This is a genomic window from Salmonella sp. GDC200615 (assembly GCF_050574145.1).
Classification (GTDB): Bacteria; Pseudomonadota; Gammaproteobacteria; order Enterobacterales; family Enterobacteriaceae; genus Salmonella; species Salmonella enterica.
The window spans coordinates 2,033,297-2,045,731 of record NZ_CP192247.1 but is presented as its reverse complement, the minus strand read 5'-3'; the positions used below and the strand labels follow the sequence as shown (position 1 = coordinate 2,045,731).

12 protein-coding genes are annotated in these 12,435 nt (G+C 51.1%); 4 read left to right on the top strand and 8 right to left on the bottom strand.

Going from position 1 to position 12,435, the window contains the following annotated elements; translation table 11 throughout:
• Positions 1 to 25 precede the first annotated feature (25 nt).
• Entirely contained in the window at positions 26 to 1,417 is a 1,392-nt protein-coding gene (tcyP, locus tag ACQ29O_RS09705; protein ID WP_001010660.1) for a cystine/sulfocysteine:cation symporter, read from the top strand.
• Between the two features lie 102 nt (positions 1,418 to 1,519).
• Here the strand turns inward: tcyP and cedA are convergent, their stop codons facing one another.
• Positions 1,520 to 1,762, bottom strand: coding sequence for a cell division activator CedA (gene cedA, locus ACQ29O_RS09700; RefSeq protein WP_000977510.1), 243 nt, complete (start codon positions 1,760 to 1,762; stop codon positions 1,520 to 1,522).
• Positions 1,763 to 2,126: 364 nt separating this feature from the next.
• Between cedA and katE the strand changes: the two genes are divergently transcribed.
• Positions 2,127 to 4,379 carry a catalase HPII gene (katE, locus tag ACQ29O_RS09695; protein WP_000019111.1) on the top strand — a complete coding sequence of 751 codons (2,253 nt, stop codon included), beginning with the start codon at positions 2,127 to 2,129 and terminating at the stop codon, positions 4,377 to 4,379.
• Between the two features lie 43 nt (positions 4,380 to 4,422).
• On the opposite strand, the gene chbG is transcribed toward katE, so the two are convergent.
• From chbG to osmE, 7 genes are all read right to left on the bottom strand, one after another.
• Positions 4,423 to 5,181 (bottom strand): chitin disaccharide deacetylase, encoded by a 759-nt coding sequence (gene chbG / locus ACQ29O_RS09690; RefSeq protein WP_000442726.1) that lies wholly within the window; start codon positions 5,179 to 5,181, stop codon positions 4,423 to 4,425.
• A 12-nt stretch (positions 5,182 to 5,193) separates the two neighbouring features.
• Positions 5,194 to 6,549, bottom strand: coding sequence for a 6-phospho-beta-glucosidase (locus ACQ29O_RS09685; RefSeq protein ID WP_000078780.1), 1,356 nt, complete (start codon positions 6,547 to 6,549; stop codon positions 5,194 to 5,196).
• Between the two features lie 124 nt (positions 6,550 to 6,673).
• A complete protein-coding gene (chbR, locus tag ACQ29O_RS09680; protein ID WP_000983393.1) occupies positions 6,674 to 7,516 on the bottom strand; it encodes a transcriptional regulator ChbR in 843 nt (280 codons plus the stop codon).
• A gap of 10 nt (positions 7,517 to 7,526) precedes the next feature.
• Positions 7,527 to 7,874, bottom strand: coding sequence for a PTS N,N'-diacetylchitobiose transporter subunit IIA (chbA, locus tag ACQ29O_RS09675; protein WP_000459883.1), 348 nt, complete (start codon positions 7,872 to 7,874; stop codon positions 7,527 to 7,529).
• A 50-nt stretch (positions 7,875 to 7,924) separates the two neighbouring features.
• Positions 7,925 to 9,283 carry a PTS N,N'-diacetylchitobiose transporter subunit IIC gene (gene chbC / locus ACQ29O_RS09670; RefSeq protein ID WP_000073069.1) on the bottom strand — a complete coding sequence of 453 codons (1,359 nt, stop codon included), beginning with the start codon at positions 9,281 to 9,283 and terminating at the stop codon, positions 7,925 to 7,927.
• Between the two features lie 82 nt (positions 9,284 to 9,365).
• A complete protein-coding gene (chbB, locus tag ACQ29O_RS09665; RefSeq protein WP_000412161.1) occupies positions 9,366 to 9,686 on the bottom strand; it encodes a PTS N,N'-diacetylchitobiose transporter subunit IIB in 321 nt (106 codons plus the stop codon).
• Between the two features lie 300 nt (positions 9,687 to 9,986).
• Positions 9,987 to 10,328 (bottom strand): osmotically-inducible lipoprotein OsmE, encoded by a 342-nt coding sequence (gene osmE / locus ACQ29O_RS09660; protein WP_001039301.1) that lies wholly within the window; start codon positions 10,326 to 10,328, stop codon positions 9,987 to 9,989.
• A gap of 218 nt (positions 10,329 to 10,546) precedes the next feature.
• Between osmE and nadE the strand changes: the two genes are divergently transcribed.
• Together nadE and cho are read left to right on the top strand one after the other, a co-directional pair.
• Entirely contained in the window at positions 10,547 to 11,374 is an 828-nt protein-coding gene (nadE, locus tag ACQ29O_RS09655; RefSeq protein ID WP_000174981.1) for an ammonia-dependent NAD(+) synthetase, read from the top strand.
• Between the two features lie 120 nt (positions 11,375 to 11,494).
• Positions 11,495 to 12,376: an excinuclease Cho gene (gene cho / locus ACQ29O_RS09650; protein ID WP_014341065.1), complete on the top strand. Its 882-nt coding sequence runs from the start codon at positions 11,495 to 11,497 to the stop codon at positions 12,374 to 12,376.
• The last annotated feature ends 59 nt before the right edge of the window (positions 12,377 to 12,435 follow it).

Genomic DNA, 12,435 nt, shown 5'->3' with positions numbered 1-12,435 from the left:
TAATAAAAAAATCAGGAGAACGGGGATGAATTTTCCATTAATTGCGAACATTGCGGTGTTCGTCATTCTGCTGTTTGTACTGGCGCAGGCCCGTCATAAACAGTGGAGTCTGGCTAAAAAAGTGCTTGTCGGCCTTGTGATGGGCGTGGTCTTTGGTCTGGCCCTGCACACCATTTATGGCGCTGACAGTCAGGTGTTAAAAGACTCCATTCAGTGGTTCAATATTGTCGGCAACGGCTATGTGCAATTGCTACAAATGATTGTGATGCCGCTGGTATTCGCCTCTATTTTAAGCGCCGTGGCACGACTGCATAACGCCTCTCAATTGGGGAAAATCAGTTTTCTGACTATCGGCACGCTGCTGTTTACTACCCTTATCGCAGCGCTGGTGGGCGTGCTGGTCACCAATCTGTTCGGACTGACGGCGGAAGGTCTGGTTCAGGGCGGCGCGGAAACCGCGCGTCTGAATGCCATTGAGACGAGCTATGTCGGCGAAGTGGCCGATCTCAGCGTGCCGCAACTGGTGCTGTCTTTTGTACCGAAAAATCCGTTTGCGGATCTGACTGGCGCAAATCCTACGTCTATTATCAGCGTGGTGATTTTCGCCGCATTCCTGGGCGTGGCCGCGCTTAAACTGCTGAAAGATGATGCGCCAAAAGGCGAGCGTGTGCTTGTTGCTATCGATACCCTGCAAAGCTGGGTGATGAAGCTGGTGCGTCTGGTAATGCAACTTACGCCTTACGGCGTACTGGCGCTGATGACGAAAGTGGTTGCCGGCTCTAATCTGCAGGACATCATTAAGCTTGGAAGCTTCGTGGTAGCGTCATATCTTGGTCTGGCGATAATGTTTGTGGTTCACGGCATACTATTGGGCGTGAACGGGATTAGCCCGCTGAAATATTTCCGCAAGGTGTGGCCGGTGCTGACATTTGCCTTTACCAGCCGCTCCAGCGCCGCCTCCATTCCACTTAATGTCGAAGCGCAAACCCGCCGCCTGGGCGTGCCGGAGTCCATCGCCAGCTTTGCTGCCTCTTTTGGCGCGACCATCGGCCAAAACGGTTGTGCCGGTCTTTATCCTGCAATGTTAGCGGTAATGGTTGCGCCGACGGTCGGCATCAACCCCTTAGACCCCGTATGGATAGCCACGCTGGTGGGTATCGTTACCGTAAGTTCGGCGGGTGTTGCCGGCGTTGGCGGCGGCGCGACCTTCGCCGCGCTGATTGTGCTGCCTGCCATGGGCTTACCGGTCACGCTGGTCGCGCTGTTAATCTCCGTCGAACCGTTGATTGATATGGGCCGTACCGCACTGAACGTGAGCGGCTCAATGACCGCGGGTACGCTGACCAGCCAGTGGCTGAAGCAGACCGATAAAACCATTCTCGATAGCGAAGAAGACGCTGAACTGGCGCATCGATAATACATTATCGGGAGTTCACATCGTCTGAGACACGACGATCGGCAACTCAAAATGTCTGTCACTAAAAACGCCGGTCTCCAGTACCGGCGTTTTGTTTTTTTCTTAGTCAGCGATTTCGTTTTCCTGGCGAACCTGATTCGCCCAACGTTGCGCCGATTCTGGCACGCTAAAGGCGGGCGACCGTTGAAATGACTCCCCCGTCAGAACAAAGGCAACATATTTACCGCGCAGTATCCAGACGTCGCGAAACGTATCCATTTTTATCGCATGTTCCGGCGGCGCGGGTTCAACACGCGGAATATAGCTAATAATCTGGCGATTTTGCTGGCGAAGAGGTTTCATCATTAATGCTTCACTAAAAGAGGCTAAGAGCCTATCCCATTAGGGCTATTTTACTTGCCATTTTGGTCCTGGGCAGTGCTCAAAATCCTCACGTACTACGTGTACGCTCCGGTTTTTGCGCGCTGTCCGTGTCCAAACTGGCTGCGCCAATAACGCCTACTGGGATAGGCTCTAAGGCTAAAAATCAGAAAAACACTATTTTAGCCGATCTTCGCCCCCGACGTCCTGTTCCGCGCGTGCGATTTCCCTATTGAGCCTTGTCTGCCGTTCCGCTCTCCCCCGGCATAATTGCTGAAATGTTCTATAGTTAGAGTGATTTTGACTACTACCACGCCCATTTCAGTGATGAAAGCAGGAGACGAGTTCAATGTCGCATAATGAGAAATCCCCCCATCAGTCCCCCGTGCATGATACCCGTGAATCACAGCCCGGCCTGGACTCCCTGGCGCCGTCAGACGGTTCACATCGCCCAACGCCAGAACCGACGCCGCCGGGCGCGCAACCAACGGCCCCCGGCAGCTTAAAAGCGCCCGAGACCGCGAATGATAAGCTCACCGCCCTCGACGCCTTTCGTAAAGGCAGCGAAAATTATGCGCTGACCACCAATCAGGGCGTGCGCATCGCCGACGATCAAAATTCTCTTCGCGCCGGCAGCCGTGGCCCTACGCTGTTGGAAGATTTTATCCTGCGCGAAAAAATTACCCACTTTGACCATGAGCGTATCCCGGAGAGGATCGTTCACGCCCGCGGATCAGCAGCGTACGGCTATTTTCAGTCATATAAAGACCTGAGCGACATCACGAAAGCCGCGTTTCTGTGCGATCCACAGAAAATTACCCCGGTCTTTGTTCGCTTTTCGACAGTACAGGGCGGCGCGGGGTCTGCTGATACCGTACGTGATATCCGCGGTTTTGCGACCAAATTTTATACCGAAGAGGGAATTTTCGATCTCGTCGGTAATAACACGCCGATCTTTTTTATCCAGGATGCGCATAAGTTTCCGGATTTTGTGCACGCCGTTAAGCCCGAACCACATTGGGCCATTCCGCAAGGACAGAGCGCGCACGACACCTTCTGGGACTATGTTTCCTTACAGCCTGAGACGCTGCACAACGTCATGTGGGCAATGTCGGATCGCGGCATTCCACGCAGTTATCGGACGATGGAAGGGTTCGGCATTCACACCTTCCGTCTGATCAATGCGCAAGGGAAAGCGACCTTTGTCCGTTTCCACTGGAAACCGTTGGCGGGTAAAGCCTCGCTGGTATGGGATGAGTCACAAAAACTGACCGGTCGCGATCCGGATTTTCACCGCCGGGATCTGTGGGAGGCCATCGAAGCGGGCGATTTCCCGGAATACGAGCTGGGCCTACAACTCATTGCCGAAGAGGATGAATTTAAATTCGATTTTGATCTGCTCGATCCGACCAAACTGATTCCGGAAGAGTTGGTGCCAGTACAACGCGTCGGCAAAATGGTGTTAAACCGTAATCCGGATAACTTTTTCGCTGAAAACGAACAGGCGGCATTTCATCCAGGGCATATTGTTCCCGGCATTGATTTTACCAACGATCCACTGTTACAGGGGCGTCTGTTCTCTTATACCGACACGCAAATCAGTCGTCTGGGCGGGCCAAACTTCCACGAAATTCCGATTAACCGCCCTACCTGCCCCTACCATAACTTCCAGCGTGACGGTATGCACCGGATGGATATCGACACCAATCCGGCGAACTATGAACCGAACTCCATTAATGACAACTGGCCGCGCGAAACGCCGCCAGCGCCAAAACGCGGCGGCTTCGAATCATACCAGGAACGCGTGGATGGCAATAAAATACGCGAACGCAGCCCCTCTTTCGGTGAATATTACTCGCATCCTCGCCTGTTCTGGCTCAGTCAGACGCCGATAGAACAGCAGCATATTATTGACGCGTTCAGCTTTGAACTGGGTAAAGTCGCCCGCGCGTATATTCGGGAGCGGGTGGTCGATCAGTTAGCGCATATTGATGTCACGCTGGCTCAGGGCGTCGCGCATAATCTCGGTTTTGCACTCACCCATGAGCAAACGCAAATTGCCCCGCCTCCTGATGTCAACGGTCTGAAAAAAGATCCGGCGCTCAGCCTGTATGCGGTGCCGGACGGCGATGTTAAAGGCCGAGTGGTCGCTATTCTGCTGAACGACAAGGTTAACGCCGCCGAACTGTTGACCATTTTGCAGGCTTTAAAAGCCAAAGGCGTCCACGCAAAACTGCTCTATTCACGGATGGGTGAAGTAACTGCTGATGACGGTTCAACATTAACTATTGCGGCAACCTTTGCCGGCGCGCCGTCGCTAACGGTCGATGCGGTAATAGTACCGTGCGGCAATATTGCCGATATCGAGAGTTGCGGCGATGCTCGTTACTACCTTCTGGAAGCCTACAAACATCTGAAGCCCATCGCACTGGCAGGCGACGCCCGACGGTTTAAGGCGCTTTTAAACATTGATAGCCAGGGGGAAGAAGGACTTGTTGAGGCAGATAACGTTGACCACCACTTTATGGACACTCTGCTGACGCTGATGGCGGCACACCGTGTCTGGTCGCGTGCGGGGAAAATTAACGCGATTCCTGCATAAACGGCAAAAAATGCGGCGCATTCTTGCGCCGCAAACTCAGGAGCTAAATATCAAGAAAACAGCCAGGACGATATCCACGTTCCGCAATCGCTGCCTTGAGTGACGCAGACGTCAACACCTCCAGTTCAGTTAAGCGGGGGTAACAATAGGCGCTCTGGCGAATAATGTTATCCACAAACGCCGGATGACACATCACCTCCAGAGAGGCTTCTCCTCGATGCGCCGAGGCATCCAGAATGCGTAAAAAGCACGCTTCGGTGATCTCCTCGCCGTAAAATTCACTACTAAATCCTTGAGTGCTGCGCAAATCCGACGGCAGATCGTCGGCGTTCAACACCGTCTGGCGGTCAATACGTAACGCAATCCCGCGCTGCGCCGCAAAGTGGGCGACGATGGGGAAAATTTGCGGGAACATATGCACATGATGGTGACTGTCGAGATGCGTTGGCTCGCGGCCAAATACGTCGATGAAACGCTGATACTGACACGCCAGTTCATGCGCAATTTCATCCAGCGGAAGCGTATCCTCCTCCGCCATTTGCCAGATCCATTTCCCCAACAGGCCGTCTCGCGTCAGGCCCGGCATCTCTGACACCGGTTTGCCTAACGTCAAAACAAAATGCATTCCCACCCCAAGCGCAGGCAGCTCGCGGCTAAGCTGCGCCGCATGGTCAATAGCCTCGCCATTGACCAGCGCCGTCGTGGAGGTCACAACGCCGTTGCGATATGCTTCAACAATGCCGTAATTTTGCCCTTTACTCAGGCCAAAATCATCGGCATTCACAATCAACACGCGTTCCATAGCCTACCTCTGTCAGTGGTGCTTACCTTTAAGCGCTTCGATGCAAGCGGCAAAATTAGGCAGCCATTTTTCATGCGCCAGAATGAGCTCACGCGCCAGGACTTCTGCGTCGCGGTCGGAATGCACCAGCGGACTCAGGTTAAGCGCCAGCAGCACATCATTAAAGTTTCCGCTCAGCGCCGCATTGCTGGCCGCGACCTCAAATCCTTTAATAGTGTGGATAAGCCCCAGCACTTTTTCGTCAAAACGGGTGATACGCGGGTGCGGCGTCGCGCCATTGCGTCCCAGAATGCAGGTCATTTCCACCGCCCAGTCCGCCGGGATATTCTCGACATGCCCATGATGTGGAATATTAACGTAATGCTCAGTCTGCTTGTCATTATAAATAGCGTTAATGACCTCACAAGCGGCATCGGAATAATAAGCGCCGCCGCGTTGCTCAAGCTCTTTCGGCTTCACGTTTAGCTCAGGATTTTTGTACAAGTCGAAGAGTTGTTTCTCCACTTTTTGTACGACCTGAGCGCGCGCGCCGCCTTTGTAATATTCGCCCATTTCAATCGCCAACATCTCTTTTTGCTTGAAGTAATACAACAAATAAGAGCACGGCAGCATGTTCAGCGAGCGAATCAATCCTTCACTAAACGGCAGATCAAAGATATTTTTTACGGTTGACGCTTTCAACTGACCGGACGCCACGCCATCCAGTAATTCTGCGAACCGTGAGGTGCCATTCACCAGCACATCTTTAATAAAGACCATATGGTTTAGACCAAACAGGTCAATGGAAAGATCGTCAGTCTCATTCAGCGCCAGCACGTCATGAATAAACATTTTCATGCCGACAGGAATATTACATACGCCAATGAACTTTTTAAAGTTGGTATGACGATAAACCGCTTCCGTCACCATCCCCGCCGGGTTAGTAAAGTTAATGACCCACGCATTCGGACATAATTCTTCAACATCCTTAATGATGTCAAAAATAACCGGAATGGTACGCAACCCTTTAAATAAACCGCCAGCGCCGTTGGTTTCTTGCCCCAGATAGCCGTGGCTAAGCGGGATACGCTCGTCCAGTTCACGGGCTTTGAGTTGACCAACGCGTAGCTGGGTAGTGACAAAATTAGCGTCTTTCAGCGCTTCCCGGCGATCCAGCGTTTTATACAATTTTAGCGGAACGCCTGCTTTATCAATCATTCGCTGGCAGAGATCATAAATAATGCCCAGCTTCTCTTTCCCGTCTTCAACGTCAACCAGCCATAATTCGGTAACAGGTAATTCATGGTAGCGCTTAATAAAGCCTTCAAGTAATTCAGGGGTGTAGCTGCTCCCGCCACCAATAGTGACGACTTTTAATTTCTGGCTCATAATATCTCCCTTCAGTGTATGACACTGATATGTATTACGCTATGCCCGCTCGTAAGAAATAGCGTGACGTTCCCCGCGCTATTGGGGCAAGCGTGAAATGTAATTAATCGAGCAATGCAAACCGTTACTCATTAATTTCCGTCAATCGCTTCCGATAACTATTCGGCGTAAATGAGGTCATCTTCTTAAACGTTTTAATAAACAGACTTGGACTGCTATACCCGGCTTCATAAGCAATATCCGTAACCGAATAGTTGGTCATTTCCAACTGTTTCTTGGCAAAATTAATGCGAATCTCATTAATGATTTGCATCGGCGTTTTGCTGTAATAACGTCGGGTGGCGCGCGTCAGATACTCCTGGGATTTTGCCGACAGGCGCACCATATTTTCTAGCGCATGTTCGCCAAACTGCGTTTTATCATGCATTATCTCCACGGTTGCTTTCAGCCATTGTGGAATATCATCATAAACCTGCTCTTCGCGGTAATGGCGTAAGCGGTTTATAATATAAAATGTCACCACTTCGATAAATTCGTCGAGCCCATTGCCGCGAAAATTCAACGACGCAATCACCGTTTCAATATAGGTAAGGAAGGTGCTATTCGCCCTGTATACCTGCGATGCCACAAAACAAAACGGCAGTAACGGAAGATAATGCTGTTCAAAAAAACGTTTACTAATTCCTACGTTCAGAATACGCGTTGCGCCAAACTCATAGAAACTTTGGTGATTCGACCCCACCGGGATAAAAACAAAATCTCCACGTTCCAGCAGCACACGCTTCCCGTTAATCTCCTGGTAATAACGTCCGGTTAATACCAGGGTAAATTCATAGTAGTCGTGCTGATGCAGCCCGGTGACGCTTTCCGTCTTGTTATAGATAAACACATGGAAATTTTTGCCATTGAAGAGCTGCTGCTCATAAACCGTTTTGATTTCCGTTGCGTTAACCTGTAGCTGCATCATCCGCCCCCTGTTATTTCAGTTTCTCATGGAGCTCAATCAACTCGGCGATCAGTTCACGAGCCAGCATTGAGGTCATCAAATGATCCTGAGCGTGAACCAGGACCAGACTGACTTTCATTTTGCCTTCGCCCTGATCGCCTTCGATGAGTTTTGTCTGCACAAGATGCGCTTCATTGAGCGCTATGCGCGACTGGTCCATCATCGCTTTCGCCGCCTCAAAATCGCCTTCTTTCGCTTTTCTGAGCGCGCCATATGCCAGGCTGCGCGCCTGACCAGAATTGATGATAAGCCCCATAACGACTTCTTCGAGTTCCTCAGCCGCTGTCTGGTTATCTACAACATTTTCAAGATCAAACATAGTCTTTCCTCTGATTCAGCCCGGCATGGCATCCCATGCCGGCGCGGAGTTTAGAATTTCAGTGCGTTAGCGATATCTTCTTCGCTTTCTTCCTGCTCGATGGCGTTCTGCGCTTTGTTAGCCACCACCACGAAGGGGAGATAAATCAGGGTAGCGACCGCCAGGTTAAATAGCGCAACCAGCAACGCGGCGACACTGCCGTTGGTGTTAAAGAACGCCCCCAACCCGGTTGGCATGGTCCACGGCGCAATATTGGTAATCGGCGGAATAATACCCAAATAGTAAGCCACCAGCGTAATCGCCGCCAGAATCGGCTGAACCAGAATGAAGGGGATAAACATCACCGGGTTCATAATAATCGGCAGGCCAAACAGGATGGGTTCGTTAATCTGGAAGATACCTGACGGCAGCGCCAGTTTTGCCACCTGGCGATAGTCCGCGCGACGGGATGCCAGGAAGATAGCGATGATCAGACCCAGCGTTGCTCCGCTACCACCGAGGAAGATATAAGAATCCAGCATCGGTTTCGCCCAGATATGGAACGTTTTACCGGCTTCCAGTGCCGCATCGACGGAGCCATACTGCTGGTAAATAGAGATGTTTTCCAGCGCCCAGGGCGTCATGATGCCGCTGTCCAGCGCGGTCAGCGCCAGCGAACCATGAATACCAAAGAACCACAGCAGCGGTACAAAAATGACATATGCCCACCCTACCACGCTACCCAGCGATGCCAGCGGCGTAGAGATAGTGTCCATAATAATCTGATGGAAGTTAGAACCGTAATTAGACAGCGCCCAGGCAATAATCCCCATAATAGAGAGAATAATAAAGCCGGGAATTAATGCTGAGAATGAACGAGACACCGAAGCCGGTACGCTGTCCGGTAGTTTAATCACCCAGTTGCGCCGGACAATAAATGTAAACATCTCCGCGACCACCAGGCCAATAATAATACCGGAGATAATATTCGCGCCGCCCAGCCAGTTAGCGCCTACGGCATAGGCCTCGCCGACACTATACGGCGTTACGGTCATAAATGCCGCCACGGAAAGCAATCCGGCGGCCAGCGCATCAACCTTGCGCTCTTCCGCCAGCGCCATGCCGATAAAAAATGGCGCCGTGAGAGACATAATGCCCAATGTGCCGTTATAGACGTTCCCGCCGATGCCTTTCAATCCATTAAGTGTTTCAATGGTTGAGGCATCAAGCCGAATGCCCATGGAATAAAAAAACGACCCCTCCCCAAAGCTCAGGAAAACGTTATTAATTAATACAAACATCGCCCCCGCAAGGGTTAATGGCATTAAACGAATAAAGCCGTTCTTGATTGCATTAACGTGTGGCTGCTTTCCTATTTTTACAGCAAAAGGAAGGAGTACCTTTTCAAGTGAAGCAATGACGTTACTCATAGAAAAATACCCTTAAATACCGCAATAAAATATTGCGGTTAGTGTATGAAATAACTCTTTGACGGGAAAAATTAAAAAATAATTAATTCGCGGCGGCTTTTTTAATTGCCGCTACCGCAGCTTTAAGCACGCCTAAGCCATCTACCTTGCCGTACAACATTGAATCAATGACTTCTACCGGTTTACCGGGTAATAAACGCTGAATTTCGGGGAGCATATAAGCAATTTGCGGGCCTAATAACACGACGTCCGCTGCCGGGCCTTTTTCACCGGCCAGGGTTTCAGGGAATGCTTCAATAATCACCGGCACTTCATATTTTTCAGCCTGAGCGCGCATTTTTGATACCAGTAACGATGTTGACATGCCCGCAGAACAAAACAGATAAATGTGTTTCTTTTCCATAAAAACCTTCCTCATGTGCGATTATCTGTCAACCAGATACGCCGCAAGCCTCAACCTGCATCCATACTCTGGGCGACTTGCGTAACCGGATTTACTTTTTTAGGTGGCTGAAATGAGTATACGGGATCGGACCGCCGGATGGTATTTCCTTGACCCACTAAATTGTCTCTCATTGACCTGGCGTTATGACCCCCCTCACATTTCGGGCAAATAATTCGCGATAATAAATAAGGTTATGGCAGGCACAAAAAAACCGGCTCGCAGGCCGGTTTCCTTGAATGTTCAGGCAATGTACAGTTGTTACTGCTTCGGCGCCTGTGGGTCAGTGTCGTACTCCGCACAGGTCTGGTAGCCGGAGTTAATCACGTGCCCGGTATCATCCAGCGCAACAAAGTAGGTTTCCGCTTTACCATCACGTTGACCCAGGATGTAGGTCTGACAGGTACCGCGCGCATGAATCATACTCACTTCAGATGACGGTTTGCCCGCAATCTGCGCAACTTGCGCCCTGCTCATTCCTTTTTTAACATCTTTAACGACAGGCTCAACAAATTGGTCTTTTGTACGATCATACGCCGTACAGCCTGCCAGCATAGTCATTACCGCCGCTGCGCTTAAAATTCCTGCTACGTTCTTGTTCATTTTCCGTCCTCTTGTTTATCAGCGTGTTATGTAAGCCTGGAATACATCAGAATATTTTTCAAGCCGCGACCCGCCACAAAAAGTCTTTCGGAAAATTCTCTAACGCAGCGACATGTTGTTTTAAACACCGCTTAGCCCGCCAAACCTTGTTGTTTCAGCGGCGAAGGGTTAGCTTTAACAGGGTAAAGATTCATTTTTTTAATGTCGAAGGGGGTTAAATGACTCTGCAGCAAGAGATAATCCAGGCGCTTGGCGCGAAACCGCATATCAACCCTGAAGAAGAAATTCGCCGCAGCGTGGATTTTCTTAAAGCGTACCTGAAAACCTATCCCTTTTTGAAATCGCTGGTGTTAGGCATCAGCGGCGGGCAGGATTCGACGCTGGCCGGGAAACTCAGCCAGATGGCTATCGCCGAATTGCGAGAAGAGACCGGTGATAATGCGCTGCAGTTTATCGCCGTTCGTCTGCCTTATGGCGTACAGGCCGATGAACAGGATTGCCAGGACGCCATTGCTTTTATTCAGCCGGACAGAGTACTCACCGTCAATATTAAAGGCGCCGTCCTCGCCAGCGAACAGGCGCTGCGCGAAGCGGGAATTGAGCTGAGCGATTTTGTTCGCGGCAATGAAAAAGCGCGTGAGCGAATGAAAGCGCAATATAGCATCGCCGGTATGACTCACGGCGTCGTGGTGGGCACCGACCATGCGGCGGAAGCGATAACTGGGTTCTTCACCAAATATGGCGACGGCGGTACCGATATTAACCCGCTTCATCGCCTTAACAAACGCCAGGGCAAACAGCTTCTCGCAGCGCTGGGCTGTCCTGAGCATCTGTATAAAAAAGTCCCCACCGCCGATTTGGAAGACGACCGCCCTTCACTGCCTGATGAAGCCGCGCTGGGCGTAACGTATGACAATATTGACGATTACCTGGAAGGCAAAACGCTGGACCCCGCCATCGCTAAAACTATCGAAGGCTGGTATGTAAAAACTGAACATAAGCGCCGTTTACCGATTACGGTATTCGACGACTTTTGGAAAAGGTAAGCGTACTTCTACTGTTGTGCCGGATATCGCTCGTCTATCCGGCCTCCTCTCTTCCCAGCCTCTTTTTTAATCACCCATCCGCTGTTATACTGGATGAATAACCAGTTAACGGAGATCACTGTGGTACGGCGTCAATCAGCCCCCCGCCTTGAGTTTGAAGCGGCGGCCATTTACGAATATCCAGAACATTTACGTCCTTTCCTCAGCGAAGCGCCAGCCTTACCGGGCGTCTATGTATTTCATAGCGAAAGCGATACGCTGCCGCTTTATATCGGTAAAAGCGTGAATATTCGCAGCCGGGTGCTCTCACATCTGCGAACGCCTGACGAGGCCGCTATGCTGCGACAGGCGCGGCGGATAAGCTGGATCTGCACCGCTGGGGAAATGGGCGCGTTGCTGCTGGAGGCACGGCTGATCAAAGAACAACAGCCGCTGTTTAACAAGCGGTTACGTCGTAATCGCCAGCTTTGCTCGCTACAGTTGAGCGAACAAAAAATTGAGGTCGTTTCCGCCCGCAGCGTCGATTTTTCCCATGAGCCAAACCTGTTTGGCCTCTTCGCCAACCGTCGGGCGGCGCTGCAAAGCTTACAGAACCTCGCCGATGAACAAAAATTGTGTTATGGCCTGCTGGGGCTTGAACCGGTAAGCCGTGGGCGCGCCTGTTTTCGTTTCGCTCTGAAGCGCTGCGCTGGCGCGTGTTGTGGGCAAGAAACCCCGCAGGCGCATTTTCTTCGTCTGCAGGCCTCGCTGGAACGGTTACGTGTGGTTTGCTGGCCCTGGAAAGGCGCTATCGCGTTAAAAGAGAGCCGTCCACAAATGACCCAGTTCCACATTATCAACAACTGGTTATGGCTGGGGGCGGCCCCCTCGCTGGATGAGGCCGCCACGCTGGTGCGCACCCCTGCGGGCTTTGATCAGGACGGCTATAAGATTCTCTGTAAACCGTTAATGTCAGGTCAATATGAGATCATTGAACTGCACACCGACTGTCGCCAGTCATAAAGAAAACCGCCGATCCTGTCCACCTCAACGATTGTGCTGTCGACAAGACCGGCGGTCTT

What these genes read in the sequence shown, in the direction of transcription:
- tcyP (WP_001010660.1), top strand. Translation starts at nt 26, where the DNA reads ATGAATTTTCCATTAATTGCGAACATTGCGGTGTTCGTCATTCTGCTG.
- cedA (WP_000977510.1), bottom strand. Translation starts at nt 1,762, where the DNA reads ATGATGAAACCTCTTCGCCAGCAAAATCGCCAGATTATTAGCTATATT.
- katE (WP_000019111.1), top strand. Translation starts at nt 2,127, where the DNA reads ATGTCGCATAATGAGAAATCCCCCCATCAGTCCCCCGTGCATGATACC.
- chbG (WP_000442726.1), bottom strand. Translation starts at nt 5,181, where the DNA reads ATGGAACGCGTGTTGATTGTGAATGCCGATGATTTTGGCCTGAGTAAA.
- ACQ29O_RS09685 (WP_000078780.1), bottom strand. Translation starts at nt 6,549, where the DNA reads ATGAGCCAGAAATTAAAAGTCGTCACTATTGGTGGCGGGAGCAGCTAC.
- chbR (WP_000983393.1), bottom strand. Translation starts at nt 7,516, where the DNA reads ATGATGCAGCTACAGGTTAACGCAACGGAAATCAAAACGGTTTATGAG.
- chbA (WP_000459883.1), bottom strand. Translation starts at nt 7,874, where the DNA reads ATGTTTGATCTTGAAAATGTTGTAGATAACCAGACAGCGGCTGAGGAA.
- chbC (WP_000073069.1), bottom strand. Translation starts at nt 9,283, where the DNA reads ATGAGTAACGTCATTGCTTCACTTGAAAAGGTACTCCTTCCTTTTGCT.
- chbB (WP_000412161.1), bottom strand. Translation starts at nt 9,686, where the DNA reads ATGGAAAAGAAACACATTTATCTGTTTTGTTCTGCGGGCATGTCAACA.
- osmE (WP_001039301.1), bottom strand. Translation starts at nt 10,328, where the DNA reads ATGAACAAGAACGTAGCAGGAATTTTAAGCGCAGCGGCGGTAATGACT.
- nadE (WP_000174981.1), top strand. Translation starts at nt 10,547, where the DNA reads ATGACTCTGCAGCAAGAGATAATCCAGGCGCTTGGCGCGAAACCGCAT.